The sequence below is a fragment of the Mycobacterium sp. genome, assembly GCF_025933915.1.
In the GTDB taxonomy this organism is placed as follows: domain Bacteria; phylum Actinomycetota; class Actinomycetes; order Mycobacteriales; family Mycobacteriaceae; genus Mycobacterium.
In genome coordinates, this window is the sequence record NZ_JAICZA010000014.1 from 15,866 (window position 1) to 37,673 (window position 21,808).

The 21,808-nt window shown below is 66.1% G+C and carries 25 protein-coding genes and 1 tRNA gene; 13 read left to right on the plus strand and 13 right to left on the minus strand.

Translation table 11 applies throughout. The annotated features are described in order from the left end of the window. Positions 1-18: 18 nt before the first annotated feature. Together Q0W90_RS03760 and Q0W90_RS03765 are read left to right on the plus strand one after the other, a co-directional pair. On the plus strand, positions 19-708 hold the full coding sequence (locus tag Q0W90_RS03760) for a HemK2/MTQ2 family protein methyltransferase (RefSeq protein WP_297592644.1): 690 nt from the start codon (positions 19-21) through the stop codon (positions 706-708). Next, complete coding sequence (locus Q0W90_RS03765) at positions 705-950, plus strand: CDGSH iron-sulfur domain-containing protein (RefSeq protein WP_297700124.1); 246 nt, start codon at positions 705-707, stop codon at positions 948-950. Before Q0W90_RS03760 ends, Q0W90_RS03765 begins: the two co-directional genes overlap by 4 nt. On the opposite strand, the gene Q0W90_RS03770 is transcribed toward Q0W90_RS03765, so the two are convergent. The 6 genes from Q0W90_RS03770 to Q0W90_RS03795 form a co-directional block, all read right to left on the minus strand. Then, positions 898-1,899 carry an iron-containing redox enzyme family protein gene (locus Q0W90_RS03770; RefSeq protein WP_297700126.1) on the minus strand — a complete coding sequence of 334 codons (1,002 nt, stop codon included), beginning with the start codon at positions 1,897-1,899 and terminating at the stop codon, positions 898-900. The genes Q0W90_RS03765 and Q0W90_RS03770 overlap by 53 nt on opposite strands. A gap of 78 nt (positions 1,900-1,977) precedes the next feature. Next, positions 1,978-4,194 carry a SpoIIE family protein phosphatase gene (locus Q0W90_RS03775; protein ID WP_297773225.1) on the minus strand — a complete coding sequence of 739 codons (2,217 nt, stop codon included), beginning with the start codon at positions 4,192-4,194 and terminating at the stop codon, positions 1,978-1,980. Further along, positions 4,191-4,817, minus strand: coding sequence for a SpoIIE family protein phosphatase (locus Q0W90_RS03780; protein ID WP_297592652.1), 627 nt, complete (start codon positions 4,815-4,817; stop codon positions 4,191-4,193). The genes Q0W90_RS03775 and Q0W90_RS03780 overlap by 4 nt, the downstream gene beginning before the upstream one ends. Next, positions 4,810-5,220, minus strand: a complete 411-nt coding sequence (locus Q0W90_RS03785) for an anti-sigma regulatory factor (protein WP_297592768.1) — start codon at positions 5,218-5,220, stop codon at positions 4,810-4,812. Before Q0W90_RS03785 ends, Q0W90_RS03780 begins: the two co-directional genes overlap by 8 nt. Further along, complete coding sequence (locus Q0W90_RS03790) at positions 5,210-5,599, minus strand: STAS domain-containing protein (RefSeq protein ID WP_297592654.1); 390 nt, start codon at positions 5,597-5,599, stop codon at positions 5,210-5,212. Before Q0W90_RS03790 ends, Q0W90_RS03785 begins: the two co-directional genes overlap by 11 nt. 22 nt (positions 5,600-5,621) lie before the next feature. Then, the gene (locus Q0W90_RS03795) at positions 5,622-6,524 is read right to left on the minus strand and encodes an STAS domain-containing protein (protein ID WP_297592656.1); all 903 of its coding nucleotides are present in this window, start codon (positions 6,522-6,524) and stop codon (positions 5,622-5,624) included. A gap of 169 nt (positions 6,525-6,693) precedes the next feature. Here Q0W90_RS03795 and Q0W90_RS03800 point away from each other — a divergent pair, with 169 nt between their 5' ends. Both Q0W90_RS03800 and Q0W90_RS03805 read left to right on the plus strand, forming a co-directional pair. Continuing rightward, positions 6,694-7,059: an STAS domain-containing protein gene (locus Q0W90_RS03800; protein ID WP_297773227.1), complete on the plus strand. Its 366-nt coding sequence runs from the start codon at positions 6,694-6,696 to the stop codon at positions 7,057-7,059. 49 nt (positions 7,060-7,108) lie between these two features. Next, on the plus strand, positions 7,109-7,657 hold the full coding sequence (locus Q0W90_RS03805; protein WP_297773230.1) for a DUF6328 family protein: 549 nt from the start codon (positions 7,109-7,111) through the stop codon (positions 7,655-7,657). On the opposite strand, the gene Q0W90_RS03810 is transcribed toward Q0W90_RS03805, so the two are convergent. Further along, positions 7,622-8,302 carry an HAD family hydrolase gene (locus tag Q0W90_RS03810; protein WP_297592662.1) on the minus strand — a complete coding sequence of 227 codons (681 nt, stop codon included), beginning with the start codon at positions 8,300-8,302 and terminating at the stop codon, positions 7,622-7,624. The two genes, Q0W90_RS03805 and Q0W90_RS03810, sit on opposite strands and share 36 nt — an antisense overlap. 337 nt (positions 8,303-8,639) lie before the next feature. On the opposite strand from Q0W90_RS03810, the gene Q0W90_RS03815 reads away from it, so the two are divergent. The 5 genes from Q0W90_RS03815 (at position 8,640) to Q0W90_RS03835 (ending at position 12,895) form a co-directional block, all read left to right on the plus strand. After that, positions 8,640-8,942, plus strand: a complete 303-nt coding sequence (locus Q0W90_RS03815; protein ID WP_297592663.1) for a DUF4193 domain-containing protein — start codon at positions 8,640-8,642, stop codon at positions 8,940-8,942. Between the two features lie 149 nt (positions 8,943-9,091). Further along, positions 9,092-9,739: a restriction endonuclease gene (locus Q0W90_RS03820; RefSeq protein WP_297700130.1), complete on the plus strand. Its 648-nt coding sequence runs from the start codon at positions 9,092-9,094 to the stop codon at positions 9,737-9,739. A gap of 227 nt (positions 9,740-9,966) precedes the next feature. Beyond that, positions 9,967-10,527 (plus strand): hypothetical protein, encoded by a 561-nt coding sequence (locus Q0W90_RS03825; RefSeq protein WP_297592665.1) that lies wholly within the window; start codon positions 9,967-9,969, stop codon positions 10,525-10,527. Positions 10,528-10,546: 19 nt separating this feature from the next. Then, positions 10,547-11,866 (plus strand): peroxidase, encoded by a 1,320-nt coding sequence (locus tag Q0W90_RS03830; protein WP_297592667.1) that lies wholly within the window; start codon positions 10,547-10,549, stop codon positions 11,864-11,866. A gap of 12 nt (positions 11,867-11,878) precedes the next feature. After that, positions 11,879-12,895 (plus strand): hypothetical protein, encoded by a 1,017-nt coding sequence (locus tag Q0W90_RS03835; protein ID WP_297592669.1) that lies wholly within the window; start codon positions 11,879-11,881, stop codon positions 12,893-12,895. 17 nt (positions 12,896-12,912) lie between these two features. On the opposite strand, the gene Q0W90_RS03840 is transcribed toward Q0W90_RS03835, so the two are convergent. From Q0W90_RS03840 to ponA2, 3 genes are all read right to left on the minus strand, one after another. Beyond that, a tRNA-Pro gene (locus tag Q0W90_RS03840) sits at positions 12,913-12,986 on the minus strand. Between the two features lie 237 nt (positions 12,987-13,223). Then, complete coding sequence (locus tag Q0W90_RS03845) at positions 13,224-14,195, minus strand: metallophosphoesterase (RefSeq protein ID WP_297592671.1); 972 nt, start codon at positions 14,193-14,195, stop codon at positions 13,224-13,226. 45 nt (positions 14,196-14,240) lie between these two features. Further along, positions 14,241-16,670 carry a transglycosylase/D,D-transpeptidase PonA2 gene (ponA2, locus tag Q0W90_RS03850; RefSeq protein ID WP_297773236.1) on the minus strand — a complete coding sequence of 810 codons (2,430 nt, stop codon included), beginning with the start codon at positions 16,668-16,670 and terminating at the stop codon, positions 14,241-14,243. A 348-nt stretch (positions 16,671-17,018) separates the two neighbouring features. Between ponA2 and Q0W90_RS03855 the strand changes: the two genes are divergently transcribed. Further along, positions 17,019-17,369 carry a WhiB family transcriptional regulator gene (locus Q0W90_RS03855; protein ID WP_297592675.1) on the plus strand — a complete coding sequence of 117 codons (351 nt, stop codon included), beginning with the start codon at positions 17,019-17,021 and terminating at the stop codon, positions 17,367-17,369. A gap of 76 nt (positions 17,370-17,445) precedes the next feature. On the opposite strand, the gene Q0W90_RS03860 is transcribed toward Q0W90_RS03855, so the two are convergent. Further along, complete coding sequence (locus tag Q0W90_RS03860; protein WP_297592677.1) at positions 17,446-18,603, minus strand: ArsA family ATPase; 1,158 nt, start codon at positions 18,601-18,603, stop codon at positions 17,446-17,448. Beyond that, the gene (locus tag Q0W90_RS03865; protein ID WP_297592679.1) at positions 18,600-19,619 is read right to left on the minus strand and encodes an ArsA family ATPase; all 1,020 of its coding nucleotides are present in this window, start codon (positions 19,617-19,619) and stop codon (positions 18,600-18,602) included. The genes Q0W90_RS03860 and Q0W90_RS03865 overlap by 4 nt, the downstream gene beginning before the upstream one ends. A 63-nt stretch (positions 19,620-19,682) precedes the next feature. On the opposite strand from Q0W90_RS03865, the gene Q0W90_RS03870 reads away from it, so the two are divergent. From Q0W90_RS03870 to Q0W90_RS03880, 3 genes are read left to right on the plus strand one after another with little or no spacing between them, the layout of a single operon-like run. Beyond that, positions 19,683-19,844 (plus strand): DUF4177 domain-containing protein, encoded by a 162-nt coding sequence (locus Q0W90_RS03870; protein WP_297592681.1) that lies wholly within the window; start codon positions 19,683-19,685, stop codon positions 19,842-19,844. A gap of 13 nt (positions 19,845-19,857) precedes the next feature. Next, entirely contained in the window at positions 19,858-20,325 is a 468-nt protein-coding gene (locus tag Q0W90_RS03875) for a RidA family protein (protein ID WP_297592683.1), read from the plus strand. Positions 20,326-20,330: 5 nt separating this feature from the next. After that, on the plus strand, positions 20,331-21,122 hold the full coding sequence (locus Q0W90_RS03880; protein WP_297592685.1) for an MBL fold metallo-hydrolase: 792 nt from the start codon (positions 20,331-20,333) through the stop codon (positions 21,120-21,122). A gap of 9 nt (positions 21,123-21,131) precedes the next feature. Here the strand turns inward: Q0W90_RS03880 and crp are convergent, their stop codons facing one another. Further along, positions 21,132-21,806: a cAMP-activated global transcriptional regulator CRP gene (gene crp / locus Q0W90_RS03885; RefSeq protein ID WP_007772229.1), complete on the minus strand. Its 675-nt coding sequence runs from the start codon at positions 21,804-21,806 to the stop codon at positions 21,132-21,134. Between the last annotated feature and the right edge of the window lie 2 nt (positions 21,807-21,808).

Consider the following 21,808-nt stretch of genomic DNA (forward strand, 5'->3'; position numbering starts at 1 on the left):
GTTCTCGAAAGGCCAACAGTGACGACCACGTATCCCGAGCCCGCAGTCTTGCCCACGCACAACGTGTATCAGCCACAACAGGATTCCAGACTGCTGGTGGATGTGATGCACGACACCGGTCTGATCCCGGGACGGCGGGTTCTGGACCTCTGCACCGGCAGCGGCTTCGTCGCGATCGCGGCTGCGGAGATGGGCTGTGCCGATGCGACGGCCTTCGACATCTGCCCGCAGGCCGTACGCTGCGCCCGGAGAAACACCGCGGCCGCCGGCGTACAGGTCGACGTTCGCGAGGGGTCATGGATAGCCGCGGTGGAGTGCGCGCCGTTCGACGTTGTGGTGTCGAATCCGCCCTACGTGCCGACGCCACCCGGCGCTGAGGTGGAAGAGATCTGCCCGGCGGTCGGACCGTCGTGGGCATGGAATGCCGGCCGAGACGGCCGCCTGATCCTCGACCCGCTGTGCGAGTCGGCACCGAAGCTGTTGCGCGACGGTGGATCCCTGCTGTTGGTGCACTCGGCACTCGCCGGTGTTCAACAGTCGCTGGATTCCCTCAAGTGGGCGGGTATGGATGCGGAAGTGATTGCCTCGAAATGGATTCCGTTTGGCCCGGTGATGTCAGCACGAGCCAACTGGTTGGAAGATGTCGGCCTGATACCGCGCGGGCGCAGGGAAGAGGAGTTGATTGTGATTCGGGCGGAAAAGCGATGAGTCCCACCCGGGTTCAGGTGGTTCCCAACGGTCCGGTGCTGGTGTCGGGTCCGGTGCGGATCGAGATGCCCGGCGGCGAGATCATCGAGTCCGACCGTTTCATGGTGGCGATCTGTACCTGCCGGCGCAGCGGCAGGTATCCCTTGTGCGACACCAGCCATCGCAGGTGCCGGCGCCTCAACAAGACCGCTACTGCGGCGGCTGCCGCAACGACGTCTGATCCTGCTTCCAAGACGCCATAATCATTTCCGCCAAGCGGTTTTCGACCGCGGCATGTGCGCGGATCCCGAAAATGACATCCTGTTCGAGCTGCGGCTCTCGCGCGACGAGATCGCCGACCACGTCGCCGCGCACGACGTGCTCATGTACCGCGTCGGCCTCGACGTGCTCGCTGTAGAAACCGATGCAGGCCGCCGGCGCCTGCATGCGCTGCAGGGCCTGCACCATGCGTTGGGATCCCGGCGGTGAAGTGATCTCGGTCGACGCAAAGTGTCCGATCGCCGCGCCGCGCAACGAGCGGTGCAGTCCGAACAGCGACATGAGATTGACCACCGCCAGCGATTCGGCGGGTACCGCATCGACGTAACCCCAATACGTCGCATCCAGCCCGGCCGCCACCAGCAGATCGGCGAACAGTTGCTGGTGCAGTCGCGGGCCCTGCCCGGCGCCGTACTCGTCGAACTCGACGGCTACGAAGGCCGCTTTGGCGGTGCCCATCAGGCGCGGAATGGCCCACGCGTGCGGATCACCCTCCTTGAGGTGATACAGCGAGCGGTGCACGAAGTATTCGCGCATCTGCTGCCACGTTCCGGTGTCACGCAGGTAATACGAGGGGCCGGTGCCGTCGACGGGTTCGATCGAGATCGCATCCATTTCGGCGGCCGCGGTCTGATTGGGTTCGATGGGCCCGACATCGCGGCGCACGCCGGCCAAAAACACGCGTTCGAGTTCGGCGCGCAGCGCCAGCAGCGCGGGATTCCACTCCCACGCGGGGTCCACGTCGGCGAAACCGCGGTAGTGCAGCTCGTAGCACATGGACAGCGCCAGCTGCAGATCCAGCCCGTACGGATCGGAATCACACACGGGTGCGCCGATGCGCGCCAAGTGGTCGACCGACGGCGGCCCCGCCAGCGCGCAACGGACGGCTGTCGACAGCGGCCCGTGCGCCGCGGGCAGGAAGGGTTCAGTCATGGTCGATGTGCGGGTCACGCCGGTGACTACCCGTAACCGGAGCCGGGCAAACGGCGCCGCAACATATTCCGGCGTCCACTAATCGGATTCTGTCGGCAATCGGAAGGTGATGTCGACGGTGGTGCCGGTGGCGGCGGTCTCGAGTTCCGTCGAATGGCTGAGTGCTTTGATCAGCGGCAGGCCGCGGCCACCGTTGACCGGCTTGGGGGCCGGCGTCTTCCACGAACCGTAATCAGTGATCCGAGCGCGTACTTCGCCGTCACCGAGGCTGACTTCGACCACCATGGTCCCGGCGACGAATCCCCGGTACGCGTGCTCGACGCAATTGGTGCAGGCCTCGCTGACGACCAGCACGATGTCGGCGGCCGGCTCATCCGTTATGTGGGCGGCGCGCAGCCAGGCCGCCAGCCGGTGCCGGACACGGACCAATTGATCTGCGGTGGCATCACTTTCGATGCGTAGTGGTGTCTGGTGGTGGCGGTAGATCACCATAGCTACATCGTCGTCATACCCCGCTTCCGGCGCCAGCTCACGAAGCATCGCGTCAGCGACGGCGTCCAAAGGTAATGTCATCGTCTGGTCCAGAACGTCTGCCGCGCGGGCGATTCCGTCGTCGATCGACTCGTGTTTGCGTTCCACCAGCCCGTCGGTGAACAGCATGAGCGTGGATCCGGGCGGCAGCAGCCGGGTGGTCTGCGGGCGCGGTTCGTCTCGGCGGACCGCGAGCGGTACCGATGCGGCATCGGTCAGCAGGGTCGTCGTCCCGGGCTCGGGTCCGGTGAGTACGGCCGGCATGTGACCGGCATTGCTGTACTGCAGGACCCCGGTTTCGGTGTCCAGGATCGCGAGAAAGACGGTGGTGCAATAGGCATTCGGGATGAGCGATGCCGCCGAGTCGAGCTGATCGAGCAGCACCGCGGGCTCGGCGCCATTGATCAACAGTGCGCGCGCGGAACTGCGGAGTTGCCCCATGATCGCGGCCGCCGGCAGGCCGCGGCCCACGCAGTCGCCGACCACGATGCCGATGCGGTGCTCGCCGATCGGCAGCACGTCATACCAGTCACCGCCGATCTCCAAGGGCAGCACCGCGGGTTCGTAGCGCACCGTGAAGCCCGGCGGGGGCTGGATCGGTGGCAGCATGGCACGCTGCAACGTCAGCGACGTCTCGCGCGCGTTCTCGAACTGACGAACGTGCTGCATTGCCAGACTGAGATGGCTGATCAGCACGGTGACCAGCAGGCGGTCTTCCGCGCTGATCCAGCGGGGTGTGCGGAGCTCCAGCCACAGCGCCAGGTCCCCGGTACCGGAGAGCACCGCGACCAATCCTCGTGCCTTACCGGGATGATCAGGCGACTCAACGGTTTTCGCCGTCAACGGTAGTTGTTGACGTGCGTCGGAGAAGGTATGCCGCAACCACGGATCGAGCCCGCGCCACGACGCTGCCGAGGGTTCGCCCGCCGCGTGGACCGTCGGGTCGCCCTCGCCGCTGGGCCACGAGACTGCGACCACGCGTTGCACATCGATTGCCGCGCGGCACTCGTCGAGCGTGATCGACAGCAACTCGTCCACGCTCTTGGCCACCGCCACCGCCGTGGCCAGGCGCAGCACCGCGCTCTCCCGCGCCGCGAAAGCGCGTTCCGCGGTGATATCTCGAACCGTCCCGACGTAGGCGTCGCGGTCGCTGCCGGATTCCTTGACCGCGTTGATGCTCACCTTCACCCAGGCGAGATGCCCGTCACCGTGGCGGATCGGCGCTTCGTAGTCGGCCCTGCCATGGTTCGCCACTTGGCCTATTTGTTCGGCCGCGGTCTTCGTGTCGACCAGCCAGGGGTGCGGCCATCGGTACGGCAAACCCTCGCTCGGAAACCCGATGATCTCGATGAAGGCGCTGTTCGTTTCGACCACGGAGCCTTCGTGATCGGCGACGAAGAACCCTTCCTGCAGCGAATTCACCAGTGCGTTGCGGAATTTGTCGCGGTCGGCCAGCCCCTCGGCGCGGGCCCGCTGTTCGGCGTAGCGCCTGTTGCCGTCGATGAAGCCGCGCATGGCCACGTCAAGCGGAACCAGCAGCTGCAGCAGGAACTCCAGGGCGACCGGCGCATCGATGCGCACGTCTTGCGCGATTTCAAAGACCAGCCGTACGTGGTTCTCGACGATTTCGAGAAGGCTGATTTGTTCCTGTAGTGCCGTGCGACCGAGCTCGTACCCGATCGCCAGGCTGGCCTCGTCGCGGGTGTCCAGATAGGCACGCAACGCGGCGGCGTACTGCGCGTGGAATCCGTCGTGCTCGCTCATGTCAACGCCCCCCTGTGACGTGCGGTCAACACCATCGCATCGTCGGATTCCTTGGCGTGCTTCCCGAGGAGTTCCTCAGCGATAGCCATAGCGGGGGCCGAGAAGTCGATGTGGTCCAAATAATCTTCGGCGATTCCATCGGTTCTCATCACGAGTAGGTCGCCGGGGCGAATCGAAACTACCTGCGCGGGCCTGATTTCCGGAATGCGGTAGCCGACGATGCCCGCGGTGAGGCGTGCACTGGAGCGAACCTTGGCCCCGGTCGGTGCCTTGGCCACCAGATCGGCGGAGACGTTGCCGACACCGGTCCAGGTAAGCGTGTTGGCGGCAAAATCCAACCGCGCCAACGTCATTGCGACTCCTCTGGTGCCGGTCAGCACGCGGTGGCAGAGCTGAATCAAAACCTCCAGCCGCTCGGAACAGGCGCGGTTGACCGCATCGATAGCACGCAGCGCAGCTTCCGCGGCAGCCGGCCCGTGGCCGAGGCCGTCCATTACGCCGAACAGCGCGGCCCCACCGTCGATGTCGACGGCGATACCACGATCGCCGGAGGTGTACTCGCTGGGCAAAGGGCGGCCCGCCCTTCCCCACTCGATGGGTCCGAAGCGGCCGCTTTCATGCACGGGGAGGGACCCATTTCCACATTTCGATGACGGTTCCCTGGCCGACAGTGGACTCGACGACCAACCGGTCCATCAAACGGCGCGCGCCCGGCAGCCCCATCCCCAGCCCGCGGCCGGTCGAATATCCGTCCTCCATCGCGCGTTCGATGTCGGCGATCCCCGGCCCCTGATCCTCGGCGCGCACCACCAGGGCCTTGCGGCCCTCCCGGTCGGCCACCCCGACGCGGACGGCGCCGCGACCGGCGTAGCTGGTGATGTTACGTGCGATTTCCGAGATCGCCGTGGCGATCATCGTGACGTCGGTCAGGGAGAATCCCAGATCAAGGGCGAGTTGGTGTCCGGCTTTGCGGGCGTCGACGATGTCGTCGGGATTGTCGATGGCGACGACGATATCAGTCGCCACCATCGCGCCCGATCGTCGGTTTTCGCTGCGCCAGTTGGCGATTCAGGAGGGAAAGGCCTTCCTCCAGGTCCAGCGCGGTGCTCATGTCGTCGAACGCAAGACCAAGCTGGACCATCGCGAAGGCCACCTCCGGCTGCAGACCGACGATCACCGTGTCCGCACCGCGCAGCCGGGTCATGTGCGCGATCGTGCGCAGCGACCGGGCCGCGAAGGAATCCATCACGTCGATGGCGGTGACGTCGACGATGATGCCCTGCGCGCGGAACCGGCTGACGCGCTCCATCAGGTCGTAGCGCAACCGCTCGGCGTCGGAGTCGGAGAGCGCGGCCTGCACCGACGCGATGAGGATCGAACCCTGTTTCAGGATCGGTACTGGCATGCGGCGCTCGCGTTCCTGACTGTCACCCGGTCTGGTCGCCGGTGCGGGTGACCTCGTAACCCAGCAATCGCTCGGCTTCCTCGATACCACCCTGCAGGTCACCGACGGCGTTCATCTTCGATAGATCGAGGCCGATCGTCACCAGCGTCAGCGCAATTTCGGAGGACAGGCCGGTGATGATCACGCTGGCACCCATCAACCCCGACGCGTCGACCGTCTGCACCAGGTGGTTGGCCACCGTCGAGTCGATGGTCGGCACGCCGGTGATGTCGATAACCACCACCTTCGCGCGGTTGGCGCGGATGGCCCGCAACAGCTGCTCGGTGACCTGGCGAGCGCGCTGACTGTCGAGCACACCGATGATCGGCAGGATCAGCAGCTGTTCACGCACCTGCAGCACCGGCGTCGACAGCTCCCGGATCGCCTCCTGTTGCTGGCGGATGATGCGCTCGCGTTCCTGCACGAAGCTGACCGCGACGGTATTGGCGATCCGGTTGGCCGCCGGCTCGTAGGCGTCCAGCACCCGGTTGAGCATCTCGAATTCGGTCTGGTACTTCTCGAACAACGAGCGCGCCAGCACGTCGCGGAGCAGCAGGACGATGCCGACGACCTCGTCGGTTTCCACGCCTCGCGGGATGATGCGTTCGGACAGGTCACGCGCATAGGCCTGCAGCGCCTCGACGCTTCCGGTCTCGAGTACCTCGACGTAGTTGTCGTAGACGGCCGTCGCTTCGGAAAACAGCTCCTCAGGGGTCATCGCGGTGAGCAGCTCGGCCTCGGTGATGCGGCGGGCCCATTCCTCCCGCAAAACGGTCCGATTCTGCCGGAGATGCTGAACTAGCTGGGGCAACAACCCCTCGCTGGAAATGCCGACGACTTGCGCTGTGGTGCCGGTACTGTTGAAATCCGACGGCGAATCAGACATATGGCCTCCCCAGGCCTCCCGAGTACACGTCACGCCCTGCGGTCTGCAGTTCCCGTTTGTGAGACTAGCCTGGGTTGTCGCGGGGCACGTGTAGAGGGCATATTCTTCCCGCAGTTCGTACGGCAGGCTAGGGTTGAACGACGCCACGGCCCAGGACAAAGGATTGCCATTGTCAGCTCCTGACTCGATTACCACGTTGGTTGAGGACCACGACGGTGTTTCCGTGGTCAGTGTCAGCGGCGAAATCGATTTGGTCACGGCTCCCGCCCTGGAACAGGCCATCGGCGCAGTCGTTGTGGAGAATCCCCCGGCGCTGGTCATCGATCTCTCGGCGGTGGAGTTCCTTGGTTCGGTCGGGCTGAAGATCCTGGCCGCGACCTACGAGAAGTTGGGCAAGGACACCGGGTTCGGCGTGGTCGCGCGCGGCCCGGCCACCCGGCGGCCGATTCATCTGACCGGTCTGGACAAGACCTTCCCGCTGTACCCGACGCTCGACGATGCGTTGACCGCGGTGCGGGACGGCAAACTCAACTGATAGCACTTCACCCGCGACACCCGGCGCGCCAGGTGCGATGATCACCGCTATGGACGTCGATCATCCGCGCGACGACCAGCGATGGGATCGCCGTGAGCGTGGCGAAACCGAAGTGCAACGGCTGGACCGCAATTGGAACAGCCTGCTGCAGGAGCTGCGCGTGGTTCAGACCGGGGTGCAGCTGCTGACCGGTTTCCTGCTGACGCTGCCGTTTCAGCAGCGTTTCGATGTGCTCGGACACCACATGCGCGATGTCTATCTGGCCACGGTGGTGTGTTCGGTGAGCGCTACGGTGTTGCTGATCGCCCCGGTTGCCATGCACCGGATACTTTTCCGGCGTCATCGGCTTCAGGTTCTCGTGTCCGCCGCTCACCGCTGTGCCTATGCCGGGCTGGGCCTGCTCGGCCTGGCGCTTATCGGCATGACCGTCATCATTTTCGCCGCGGTCGCCGGGCGGAATGTGGGGCTGGTCGCCGGAGCGTGCGCGCTGCCGCTGTTCACGTTCTTCTGGTTCGTGCTGCCACTGATGCTGCGCACTCGCGGAATGGACACGCGCTCTCAGTCAGCGGCCGGGCGCGAGCGCCGCGATCCGGGTTGATTCCAGATGGTCGAGCAGGTCTTGCGGATCGGCGAAGATCGGGGCGGCCCCGGCCTCCTGCAACTCCGCGCGGGAGATGCCGCCGCACAGCAGCCCGATGCACGGCACCGCCGCACCCGCCGCCGCGTGGGCATCCCATACGGCGTCCCCGACGAACACGGCGTGCTCGGCATCCACCCCGGCCCGGTCCAGCGCGACCCGCACGATGCCCGGTTCGGGTTTGGCGGTGTCGACGTCACGGGACGACGTCGTCTCGGAGATGACGTCGTCACAATCGAGCACCGTGCGCAAGATCTTCAATTCGTCCTCGGGTGCCGAGCTGGCGAGCACGACCTGCAGCCCCAGGTCCGCGACGCGGCGCAGCAGTGCGCGCGCTCCGGGCAACGGTTCTGACAGCGCGGTGATCTCCCGGTAGTACCGGCTGTGCTGGTCACTGAGCCGCTCCTGTACGTCGGGCGGCGCGTCGTCGGACAGCGTTCGCACCAGCCTCGAGCCGTCCATGCCGATGCAGCGGTGGATCTGCCACGACGCCACCACGATGCCTTCGGCGTCGAAAGCGCGCCGCCATGCGTGGACGTGCAGGTAGTTGGAATCCACCAGGGTTCCGTCGACGTCGAACAGGACGGCGGGTGTGCCGCGTGTCATGTGCCGGGCATACCCATGCCGGGCCGGGCTGACACCAGCCAGGGGCGGGACGTCGTGGCGGTCCGCAAAACGGCGGCGACTTTCATACCGGTCATCCGTACGAATGACACTGGTACACAGCGGTTCTCACGAGTATTCACATCCGATTGCCGCCCCGGCCGGCCGGCTCGTCACGCCCGGGCGCGAGCGGAGACCTCCTGGCGCGTAAGCGATCGCATAGTGCAGCCGAAATTTCTCTCTCAGATCGGTGTAGGGCGTGCGTGAACGGGGTACTGCATGCGCCACGGGTGAGTACAGGAAAGTGCGTCAGCCCGCTTGAGAGCAGGGAGGAACTCCGATGGCGACCACCACTGACTACGACGCACGCCGTGTATCCGACAACGACACCCAGGACAAGTCCTCACTTCGCGAGCTGGCACCGACCCTGCAGGGGGCTGGCACCGCCGTGGTCGACGAGGACCCCAATGATGCGCACTTCTTCGAACTGCCCGGCGCCGACCTGTCCGGGGAAGAGCTGACGGTGACCGTGATTCCGCAGCGGGCCGACGAGTTCACCTGCTCGAGTTGCTATTTGGTGCAGCATCGGAGCCGGCTGCGCCACTCCAGCTCCGGCCTTCCAGTCTGCGCCGACTGCGCGTAACGCCGCACTGGTTCTACGGTCGGCTCCCCGTGCCAGGGGAGACGCGCAGCGTGCCGCAGCGCGGCCTCGCGCCTGCGCCGAAATGTCACAGGCTTGAACTAGGTTCAGCGGACAAGTCTGCGTCGGCGCCAACGGCACGTTGAGGAGTCATGGAGAAGATACTGGGATCGCTCCTCGTGCTGGGGTTAGCGCTCCCGTGGTATTACGCGCAACAGGCCACCGGCAGCCTGCTGGGGGGATGTTTGGCCGGGCTGGGTGGGCTCGCTTTGGCGGTGATCATCCTGTGGTGGCTCTCGGTGCAGCGGGACCGCTATCAGGCCGACGCGCAGTGGCGGCGCGACCTCAAATGCGCGAAATCGGGGTTGCGGGCCATCGATCGGATGTCCGGTGCCGAGTTCGAGGAATTCGTTGCGGCGCAGCTTCGCATCGCGGGCTATAGCGTCACGCCGACGGCGAGCACGGGCGACTACGGCGTGGACCTGATCGCCAAGAAGGACGGCGCGCGCATGGCCGTTCAATGCAAAAGGCTGGCAAAGTCCGTCGGCGTCGCCGCGGTCCAGCAGGTCGTTTCCGGGGCGGCGCAGCACGGCTGTATTCGGACGGTCGTCGTGACCAACCAGACGTTCACGAAGGCGGCTCGCCAATTGGCCACCACGCACCATTGCCGTCTGGTGGGGCGCACGCAATTGCGGAGCTGGACCGGGGTCGCGCCCCTTCCCGCGCGCGGTCCCCGGCGCACGCCTGGGGTCGCGCCTCACGGCGGGCGGCAGCGGCTGGAACCGGAGTTGGAAGCCTAGTAGTGGGCCACTGGGTCGCGAGATACCCGGGGCCACAGCACGTTCGGGCAGGCACATGGCATCCACGGCGTTGCGCGCGGGGTTACGTCACCGCTGAGTCGCGCCTTCGACCATCCGGCGCGCATCTTTCGCAGCGGGGTGTCCATGCTCCGACGCAGTTTGATCCGGGTTGCGCGGGCGACGTCAGGTGGTAGCGTCCGGCGCACCGGCCTGACTTGGGAGCGACAATGGCGGCAACCGAAGACGAGTGGATCTGGCCGGCGGCCATGGCCATCCCCAAGGAAGGCTATTTCGAGCTTGAACGCGGTCGCTACGGGCCGGTCTATCCCCGCACCCCAGCCTGCTATGGCTTTTCGATCATCGCCAAGGTCAAGGAAGGCCGGGAAGAAGCGGTTCGCGCCTACGGCAAGCAGATCGAAGAAGCCATCAAGGCCGATCCCGAAGTGCTGGCCCCGCTGCGGCTGCACTACTTACGCTGGCAGCTCTTCGACATCGGATCGGGGCTGCACTTCCAGTACCAAGGCATCTTCGACACCGACTTCGACAAGTACACCGAGGACGCGGTGCAGCTGTTCGGCCAGGCCGGGATCACCACGGTCTTCACCAACCTCGAGGGCTTTCCCGAAGACTGGCGCGAGAACCCGGCCGCCTTCGTCGAGTTCGTCCGCGAGCACCATTGCCCGAGCTTTTTGGAGTACGGGGAATACCCCTATGTCACGGCTGACGAGATCAAGAAGGCGCTGCGGCTGAAGGCGGCGTTCGGCACCATGCTGGATCAGATGCAATGACGCCCATCGGAGCGTGCAGATGCTTGAGCTCGACGACATCCAGCACATCCTGCTGACGCGTACGCCGGCCCTGACCGGACGTTACGAGTTTCTCTCTTTCGACACCCCGGTGGTCGGTCGGGCATGGCTGACCGAAATGGTCGATGTCGTGGAGTCCGCCGCGTCGGTGCGAGACACCATGGACGACACCAAGCGCTGGGTCACGCTGGGCTTCACCTGGAACGGCCTTCGGGCGCTCGGTGTACCCGAGGAGGCTCTCCTAAGCTTTCCCGAAGAGTTCCGGCAGGGCATGGCCGCCAGGGCGGACATTCTCGGCGACACGGGGCACAACCACCCCGATAACTGGGTCGGAGGATTGGCCGGCGACGATCTGCACGCGATCGCTATCCTGTTCGCTCGTGACGACGCCGAACACCTCCGCGCCACCCAGGCCCACGATGACCTGGTGAGAAGGTGCGCAGGCGTGCGCAGGCTGTCGCATCTGGATCTGAACGCGACACCTCCGTTCAACTACGCCCACGACCATTTCGGTTTTCGGGATCGCTTGTCGCAGCCGGTGATCGAAGGGTCCGGCGAGGAACCCACACCCGGCTCGGGTCAACCGCTCAAGGCCGGGGAGTTCATCCTCGGCTATCCCGACGAGATCGGCCCGGTGGCCCATCTGCCCCAGCCGGCCGTACTGGCGCGCAACGGCACCTATGCGGCGTACCGACGGCTACACGAGCACGTGGCGTTGTTCCGCGACTACATCCGTTCGCAGGCCCGTGGGCCCGAGGACGAGGAGTTGTTGGCGGCGAAATTCATGGGTCGATGGCGCAGCGGCGCTCCTTTGGTCCTCGCGCCCGACAGGGATGACCCGGAGCTGGGCGAGGATTCGATGCGCAACAACGACTTCGGCTACAAGGAGATGGACCCACACGGATACGCGTGCCCTCTGGGCGCGCACGCCCGACGGCTCAACCCGCGCGACACCGCGCCCAACATGAATCGGCGACGAATGATCCGCCGCGGCGCCACCTACGGGCCTGCGCTTGCTGAGGGTGCGCCCGACGACGGCCTAGACCGCGGGATCGCCGCGTTCATCATCTGTGCCAGCCTGATCCGGCAGTTCGAATTCGCCCAGAACGTATGGATCAATGACCGCACGTTCCATGAGCTGGGCAACGAGCACGACCCGATCTGTGGAACACAGGACGGCACAATGGAATTCAAGATACCGAAGCGGCCAATCCGTCGAGTTCTCAAGGGGCTCCCTGCGTTCACGACGCTCACCGGTGGGGCGTACTTCTTCCTGCCAGGCATCAACGCCATCCGATACCTCGCCACGCTTGACCAATAACCGGGAACGATCATGAGCGCACTGCCTGGCGCACGCAGCTACAACCAAACCCACCTGGCGCGCCCGCGCACGGGCGGACGGCGAATAAGCATCTACTGGACGTGGAGCTATCCGTGGGAATCCCAACGCGGCCTGCAGGCGTTGGACAACCGCTTTTCGACGATGACCGACGTGCGCAGGGCGGCCTGGCCCCGCTACGAGGGACCCGAATGGGATCAGGCGCACTTCTTGCAGGGCATCGCCGGCACCTTGGAGCTTTTCCACCGCTCGACGCTGGCGTTCCAGCAGCTGGCGACCGAACTGACGGGCCATCCGGTCGCGGTGTTCCAGCGCATCGACCAGGCCGGCTACCGGCTGCCGATCGACGAACGGATACTGGCCGACGCCGACACCGTGATGGTGTTCGGGCTCGACCATCTCGTCGGCGAAGCCGAAGCAGAGACCGCGGAAATCTCCGCCATTCGCGAATGGCTGAAACGAGAAGGCACTTGCCTCTTGCTGGCGCCCCACCACGACGTCGGCTTCACCGACGACCTGGCCCAGCGCCAGATCGAATACCTGCACCATGGGGATCCGCTGGTGCCGCGGCAACAACGATTCACCGCATACACGCGCTCGCTGATGAAGGCGCTCGACATTCCCGTGCACAACACGTGGGGACTGCGTCCCGCCCTGGTGGAGGGAACCAACCAGATCGCACCGCTCACCGGCTTTCGCGACCTGGATACGCCGGGGCTGCTGAACAACGTCACCACGCTGAACTTTCACCCACATCTGCCGCACTACGAGCTCACCGCTGCCGAAAGCGATCTGCTGCGCGTGCTGGGCAGGCAACGTGTCGACCCGCACCGGCCACATCCCTTTACCGAGGCGGGCAACAGCGAATTCAACGCGTTGATCTGGATGCCGCCGGCCGCCGACCGGGCCGGTGACATCGTGCTCGTCGACTCCACAAATTTCACGACGCTGTTCGGCGGAACGGACAGCCTCAAAAACTTTTGGCGCAACCTGGCGACGATGAAACGGTAGTGCTGCTACGACATGGGTCGGGGTGGCGGGATTCGAACCCACGGCCTCTTCGTCCCGAACGAAGCGCGCTACCAAGCTGCGCCACACCCCGCCTGAAGCTCCGACAGCCTATCGCACCGGGCTATCGGCTGGCCAAACCGTGCCGAACCGCGGTGCGCCCGGTCACGCCCACGAGCACGAACGCTCGAACTCGACGAGCGCCTCGGCCGGGCCGGCCGGATCCAATCCCTGCGCCGGGCCTCCTAACCCACGCAGGCATGGATCAACCGGATCGCGTTGTCCGTCCAGTCACGCGAGCGGCTGCGGACCGCGATCCGGGTCCGGTCGGTCAACGCGCCGAAACTGTTGGCTGCGAACGGCTTAGGTCACTGGCCGCGTCGCGGTCGCCCATCGGGGAGGAGATCAACGTCAGCATGGTCGCCTCCGGCCGGCAGCAGAACCGCACCGGCGCGAACGGCGAGGTACCCATCCCCGCGGAGACGTGCAACTGCATGTGTGCGCCCCACCGGGACGGCCCCTTCGCCCGTGAGCGGTCCAGGCCGCAGTTGGTCACCAGGGCGCCGTAGAACGGCAGGCACACCTGCCCGCCGTGGGTGTGTCCGGCCATCACCAGTTGGTAGCCATCGGCGGCGAAGCGGTCCAGCACCCTGGGTTCCGGGGAATGGGTCAGCCCCAGCCGCAGGTTCGCGGCCGGGCTGGCCGGGCCGGCGATGGTGTCGTAGCGGTCCCGGTCGAGGTGCGGGTCGTCCACGCCCGCGGCGGCGATGTGCAGGCCCGCCACCTCGAACTCGCGCCGAGTGTGGGTGAGATCGAGCCAGCCGCGCTCGGTGAACACCGCCCGCAGGTCCTGCCAGGGCAGAGGTTCACCACGCACCCGGTGCGACGGGTTGGTCACGTAGTTCAGCGGGTTCTTCAGGGTGGGGGCGAAGTAGTCGTTGCTGCCGAACACGAAGACACCCGGCCGCGACAGCAGGTCACCCAGGGCCTGGATGACCGCGGGGACGGCCTTCGGGTGGGCCAGGTTGTCGCCGGTGTTGACCACCAGGTCGGGTTCCCAGCCGGCCAGCTCCCGCAGCCACGCCTGTTTGCGGCGCTGGCCGGGCGTCATGTGGAGATCACTGATATGCAGCACGCGCAGCGGTGTGGAGCCCGGGCTCAACACGGGCATAGTGATCTCACGCAGGACGAACGCGTTGCGCTCGATGATCGCGGCATAGCCGAGGCCGGCGACGCTCGAACCGAGCGCCGCTGCACCGGCGCGCATCAGGAGCCGGGCAATCGGGACTTGAGCATCAGGCATGGTGGCAGCCTACTGCCGGTCACGGACCGGCAGCGTATCTCACGCCTATGGGGGCGGCTGACCGGGCGCCGGCGGCGGCGGCGCCAGCAGCGGAATGGTGATCGGGGGCAGCCCCGGGATCTCGACGACCTGCGAGCCGACCGGCACCGGCGCACCTTCGGGCGGCGGAGGCGGGGCCGGCGGGATGCCGTTGCTGACCTGGATGGTGATGATCGACCCCGGAATCGTTGCGCCGCTCGGTGTCGTTCCGACCACCTCGCCCTGCTTTGCGCTGCTGTTGACGAAGTTGTTTTGGTCGGCGACCTGGAAGCCCGCCTCCTTGACGCGCTGGCGTGCCGCGTCGATATCCAGGCCCGCCACGCTCGGCACCCGCGACCCGGGTGAGCCGTCGACGTAGCGCGGATCGGTGGGCGGCAGCTGTATCGGCCCGAAACTGGTGGCGATCGGCTTCATCGCGGTGAACCACGTGCGCGCGGGCTCGTTACCGCCGTACAGGTCGCCCTCGCCGCAGTGGCGCAACGGGGAAGAGCACAAGTCCGTGGGGTTGGTGGAGTCGTCGTAGACGTAGTTGGCCGCCGCGTAGTGGTTGGTGAAGCCCACAAAGCCCGAGGAGCGGTGGGCCTCGGTGGTGCCGGTCTTGCCGGACACCGGCAGGTCCCAGCCGGCCGAACCGGCCGAACCGGCCGCCGTGCCGCCGCCCACGGCGTCCTTGCTCATCGCGTTGGCCAGGGTGTTGGCGAGACCCTCGGGGACGACCTGGTCGCAGGTCTCGGTGGTCACGGCGACTTCATTGCCCTTGCGGTCCACCAGCTTGTCGATCGGGTTCGGCGGGCACCAGGTGCCGCCCGAGGCGAGTGTGGCCGCGACGTTGGACAGCTCCAGCGCGTTCACCTCGATCGGGCCCAGGGTGAACGAGCCGATGTTCTGCCGTTTGACGAAGTCGGCCAGGCTTTCGTTGCTGTCGGGGTTGTAGTCGCGGGCGGTGCCGGGGTCGGCGTAGGACCGCAGCCCGAGTTTGATCGCCATGTCCACCGTGCGCGTCACGCCGACCTGTTGGATCAGCTTGGCGAACGCGGTGTTGGGCGAGGTGGCCAACGCGTCGGTCACGTTCATCGACCCGCGGTAGTTGCCGGCGTTGATCACGCACCAGTTGTCCTTCGGGCAGCCCTTGGCCCCGCCGCTACCCATGCCCTTCGCCTGGAAGCGGCCCGGCACCTCGAGGGTGGCGTTGATGCCCATCCCCATGTCCAGGGCCGCGGCCGTGGTGAAGATCTTGAAGACGGATCCCGCGCCGTCGCCGACCAGCGAGAAGGGTTGCGGGCGCATGGTTTGACCGGCGTCGACGTCCAGCCCGTAGGTGCGGTTGCTGGCCATCGCCATCACCTTGTGCGACGTCTTGCCGGGCTGGATCACGCTCATCACGCTCGAGATGCCCGGCAGTGTCGGGCTGGCGAACCTGTCGATGGCGGACTTGACCGGGATCTGCACGTCCGGGTCCAGGGTGGTGCGGATCAGATAGCCGCCCCGGGCCACCTGTTCCTTACTGATCCCGGCCCGCGACAGGTACTCCTGCACGTAGTCGCAGAAGAACGCCCGATCGCCCGCCGCGATGCAGCCGCGGGGCAGCTCGTTGGGCTGCGGCAGGACACCCAGCGGTGCGGCCTTCGCGGCTTGCAGTGCGTCGGCCTCCTGCGGGATGTTCTCGATCATGGTGTCCAGCACCAAGTTTCGTCGCGCCAGAGCGCCCTCGGGGTTGGTGTACGGGTTGAGCGCGCTGGTCGACTGCACCATGCCCGCCAGCAGCGCCGCCTGCTGCCAGTTCAGGTCGGAGGCGTTGATGCCGAAGTAGGTCTGGGCCGCATCCTGCACGCCGAACGAGTTGTTGCCGAACGAGACCAGGTTCAGATACCGGGTCAGGATCTCGGGCTTGGTGAAGGTCTTGTCCAGCGTCAGCGCCATCCGGATCTCGCGCAGCTTGCGCGCCGGGGTGGTTTCCACCGCCGCGCGCTTCTCCGCGTCTGTCTTCGCGGTGACCAGCAGTTGATAGTTCTTGATGTATTGCTGCTCGATGGTCGAACCGCCCCGCGTGTCCACGTCACCACGGGCGTAGCCGGCCAAGCCAGTCAGCGTGCCCTTCCAGTCCACCCCGTTGTGGTCGGCGAAACGCTTGTCCTCGATGGAGACGATCGCCAGCTTCATCGTGTTGGCGATCTTGTCGGTGGGCACCTCGAACCGGCGCTGCGAATACAGCCACGCGATGGTGTTGCCCTTGGCGTCGACCATCGTCGTCACGGCCGGTACCTCGCCCTCGAGCAGCTGCGCGGAGCCGTTGGCGACCACTTCCGAGGCCCGGTTGGACACCAGGCCTATCCCACCGGCGACGGGGAAGAGGAGGGCCGTGGCGACGACACTGGCCAACAAACAGAACCCCGCGAGCTTCAGAATCGTGAGCGCGGCCGGGGGGCGGTCTGACATGGCTACTACAGTAGCGGCCCCCAGTCACGCCGCCACGCTGCAAGTTCACCCAGAAATCGCGGCAATCCGGGCACGGGGCCGACCTCGAGAATTTGCGGTTGCGTCACAGGTCAAACGGGTAACACAGTGTGCAAGATCACTTCCTCGCCCATCTTTTGGGACGAGACGGCACGATCGTCCCAAAAAAAGCGTTATCGGACTGTTGCGCAATTGGCACCTGACCACCTAACTTAGACACACGGTGAGATTCAGGTAACACCGAAGTACATATGAGGCGTAGATCGCAAGGCGGGATCTGCACCCAGGAGGGCGGCCGTGACGGGCGGCCGGTAGGGAAGGGAACAGTTCGTGTCACCAATTCGGCCGGCGGCGCGCAGGACAAACATTGCAGCCGCACAAGGGGTACTCCACAGTGTCGACGCTGAAGAACGGATCGCTTGGGTCTCGAGGGCTCTGTGTCGCACGACCGATCCCGACGAACTGTTTGTCCGCGGCGCGGCCCAGCGCAAGGCGGCAGTGATCTGTCGGCACTGCCCGGTGATGCAGGAGTGCGCGGCAGACGCGCTGGACAACAAGGTCGAGTTCGGGGTTTGGGGCGGCATGACCGAGCGGCAACGCCGCGCGTTGCTCAAGCAGCACCCCGAGGTGGTGTCCTGGGCCGACTTCTTCGACAAGAGCCGAAGCCGCACCGCCGGCTGACTTTTCGCCGCAGCGCTAACCGCCCACCTCGCTGTCGGGGTGCGGCCTACGCGACGTGGCCGGATTGGCCGATTCCTCAGCGGGCCGTTGCCCGGCCCGCATCGTCACCGACCGAAGTGATCTGGTCGGCGAGGGCACGCAACGCTTCCAAATCCGAAACGTCAAAGGGCAGTGACGGAACGCCGACGACCGGCACGTGCGGGTTGGCCCCGGTGAATCGGGAAAGCAATCTGACTTCCCGCCTGGCGGTTTGGGCGCGGTCAGCATGAATTCGCAACACGGCTGCGGCCAATGACGCGGCTTCGGAGTCGGCCTCTTGCTGCAGCATTTCGGTTCCGTCGATCGCCCGCTCGGCCGGCAGCGAGCACAACATCGGATGCGTGCGGTTCAAGACCAGCCCGGCGAGTGGCATCCCTTCCTGCGACAGCCGGTCGACGAAGAAGGATGCCTCGCGCAGCGCATCGGGCTCGGCCGCCGACACGACAACAAATTGCGTGCCACGCCTTTTCAGCAGCGCATAAGTGCGATCGGCCTTCTCCCGGAAACCACCGAATGTGGCATCCAGTGACTGCACGAACGCCGCGGCGTCGCCGAGCATCTGTGAGCCCAGGATCGTGGACATCGCCTTCATGGCCAAACCCATTGCGCCGGTGACCAACCGGCCGATACCGCGGCCTGGCGCCAGCAGCAGCCGCCACAAGCGGCTATCCATGAAGCTGCCCAGTCGCTGGGGGGCGTCCAGGAAGTCCAGGGCATTGCGCGACGGCGGGGTATCGACGACCACCAGGTCCCAGCGATCCTCGGCCAGCAGCTGACCCAGCTTCTCCATCGCCATGTACTCCTGCGTGCCGGCGAGGGAACTGGCGACGGTTTGATAGAACTGGTTGTCCAGAATCGCTTGTGCGCGACCGGGTCCGGAGTACTGGACCACCATTTCGTCGAAGGTACGACGCATGTCGAGCATCATCGCGTGCAGCTCGCCGGGGACCTCCGCCGCCAGTGGGACTCGCTGCGGCGTGTTGCCGAGGTCGTTGACCCCCAGCGCCTGGGCCAACCGCTTGGCCGGGTCGATCGTCAAGACGCAGACGTTGCGGCCGTATTCGGCGGCGCGCAGCGCGATCGCGGCGGCGGTGGTGGTCTTGCCCACGCCACCCGCGCCGCAGCACACCACCACCCGATTAGTGGTGTCGGCCAGGATAGCGCCCATATCAAGCTGTTTCGGTGTGACGCTCATCGGACTCCCTGTTGCGCGAGCGATTCCGACAGTTCGTAAAGGCTACCGAGGTCGACGCCGTCGGAAATCGCTGGAAGTTCCAGCCGCGGGACCTTCAATGCATCGAGCTGTTGCGCGATCTCGGTGCGCGTGGCAATCACCGTCGCGTGCTCGATCGTCTCTGTCAGCAGACCGGCGAAGTCATTGTCGTTCAACGTGATTCCAGACATTTCCAGCCCAGTTCGTACAGAATCCGCGTCGACATCCCCTTCGGCGGCCTTCGCCAGATCCGCCGGCTGCAGGTAGGAAGGAATGTTGCGGTTCACAATCACACTGCCGATTGGCAGCTGCATCTCGGCGAGCTCCTCGATGGCTTCCAGGGTCTCCTGGACGGGCAGTGCCTCCAGGAGTGTGACCAGGTGAATGGCGGTCTGATCGGAGTGCAGCAGCTTCACCACGCCGTCGGCCTGCGAGTGCACCGGGCCGCCCTTGGCCAGATCGGACACGGCCTTGGTGACATCCAGAAAACGCGCAATCCGTCCCGTCGGGGGGGAGTCGACGACGATCGCGTCATAAACCGGGAGCCGATTCTTATCGACGCGTATCACCGTCTCTTTGATCTTGCCGGTGAGCAGCACGTCACGCAGACCGGGCGCGATGGTCGTCGCGAACTCGATCGCACCGATGCGGCGCATCGCGCGACCCGCGATGCCCAGGTTGTAGAACATGTCGAGGTATTCCAGGAACGCGGCCTCGATGTCGATCGCCAGGGCGTTGACCTGACCGCCGCGTTCGGCGGTCGCGATCTTCACCTCCTGAAACGGCAGGGGCGGTACGTCGAAGAGTTGCGCAATCCCTTGGCGCCCCTCGACTTCCACGAGGAGGACTTTGCGGCCCCCGGCCGCCAGCGTCAGCGCCAGCGCGGCCGCGATCGTCGACTTACCCGTACCGCCTTTGCCGGTCACAAAATGTAAGCGGGCCTTGGTCAAGCGCGCCGGCCAGCCGACGGCGCTACCGCCGCTCGATGTGGTTGCCACCTTCGCATGCTAGCCCGGCCGGGCTGGCCGGAGCGGTTCACCTCCGACCGATAAGCTCGGCGCATGAGCCAAGTGACCGCATGGGAGTACGTCACCGTCCCGCTGCTGACGCACGCCACCAAACAAATCCTCGACCAGTGGGGCGCCGACGGCTGGGAGCTGGTGTCCGTGCTGAACGGGCCGACCGGCGAGCAGCACGTCGCCTACCTGAAACGCCCTAAGTAACGACGTCGGTCCGATGAGTGCCCAGCCCTCCTGGAAGGCCCGCCTCTCCGAGCTCGGTCTGGCGCTGCCGGAGGTGGTCGCGCCGCTGGCCTCCTATGTGCCGGCGGTGCGCACCGGTGACCTGGTCTACACCGCGGGCCAGCTGCCGATGCAGGCCGGAAAGCTGATGGGTACCGGCAAGCTCGGAGCCGAGGTCACCCCGGACGAGGGCAAGGTGCTGGCGCGAGTCTGCGCCCTCAATGCGCTGGCGGCGGTCGACTCGCTGGTGGGTATCGACTCGGTGACCCGGGTCGTGAAGGTCGTCGGGTTCGTCGCGTCCGCTCCCGGTTTCAACGACCAGCCGAGCGTCATCAACGGGGCCTCCGACCTGCTCGCCGAGGTGTTCGGCGACCTGGGCGCGCATGCGCGTTCGGCGGTCGGCGTCTCCGAGCTGCCACTGGACGCGCCGGTGGAAGTGGAGCTGATCGTGGAGGTCGGCTGACGTCCGTGACCGAGGTTGCCGAGTCGCTGAGCCATCCCGCCTACGGCAGGTTGCGGCGGGTCACCGACACGGTCTCGGTCCTGTTGGCCGACAACCCCGGCCTGATGACGCTCGAAGGCACCAACACCTGGGTGCTGCGCGGCCCGCGGAGCGACGAGCTGGTCATCGTGGATCCCGGGCCCGACGACGACGGGCACATCGCGCGGATCGCCGCGCTGGGCCGCATCGGTTTGGTGCTGATCAGCCATCGACACGGCGATCACACCGACGGCATCGACAAGCTGGTCGAGCGGACCGGCGCGACGGTCCGCTCGGCGGGCAGTGGCTTTCTGCGGGGTCTTGGCGGTGAGCTGATCGACGGCGAGGTGATCGACGCGGCCGGGCTCAAGATCAAGGTCATGGCCACCCCCGGCCACACCGCCGATTCGCTGTCCTTCGTGCTCGACGACGCCGTGCTGACCGCCGATACGGTGCTGGGCCGCGGCACGACCGTCATGGACAAGGAGGACGGCAGCCTGACCGACTACCTGGAATCGTTGCACCGGCTGCGCGGGCTGGGCCGTCGCGCCGTGTTGCCCGGGCACGGGCCGGAGCTGCCCGACCTGGACGCCGTCACGCGGGGATACCTTGCGCACCGGCATGAGCGACTGGAGCAGGTGCGATCCGCGTTGCGCGAACTCGGCGAGGACGCGGGTGCCCGCCGGATCGTCGAGCACGTCTACGTCGACGTCGACGAGAAGCTGTGGGACGCCGCCGAATGGTCGGTTCAGGTGCAGCTGGACTATCTGCGCAGCTAGCGCCCGCGCTTACCTCGCTCGGCGCGCGAGCCGCTCGGAGTCCGAGATCAGCACGCTCTTGCCCTCCAGCCGGATCCAGCCGCGGTGGGCGAAATCGGCGAGCGCCTTGTTCACCGTCTCCCGGGAAGCCCCCACCAGCTGCGCGATCTCTTCTTGCGTCAGGTCGTGGGTGACCCGCATGGCGCCACCTTCTTGGGTGCCGAACCGCTGGGCGAGTTGCAGCAGCTGCTTGGCGACCCGGCCGGGCACGTCGGTGAAGATGAGGTCGGCCAGGTTGTTGTTGGTGCGGCGGAGCCGTCGGGCCAGCACCCGCAACAACTGCTCGGCGATCTCGGGACGATCGGCGATCCACGCCCGCAGCGCGTCTCGGTCCATCGACACCGCACGCACCTCGGTGATGGTGGTGGCGCTGGAAGTTCGCGGACCCGGGTCGAAGATCGATAACTCGCCGAACATGTCCGACGGGCCCATGATCGTCAGCAGGTTCTCGCGTCCATCGGGCGAACGGCGACCGATCTTCACTTTCCCCGCGACGATGATGTAGAGCCGATCCCCCGGTTCCCCCTCGGCGAAGACTGTGTGTCCGCGGGGGAAGTCGACGGGTTGCAGCTGCTTGGTCAGTGCTGTGACCGCGCCGGGCTCAACCCCTTGGAAGATTCCTGCCCTTGCCAGGATCTCGTCCACGT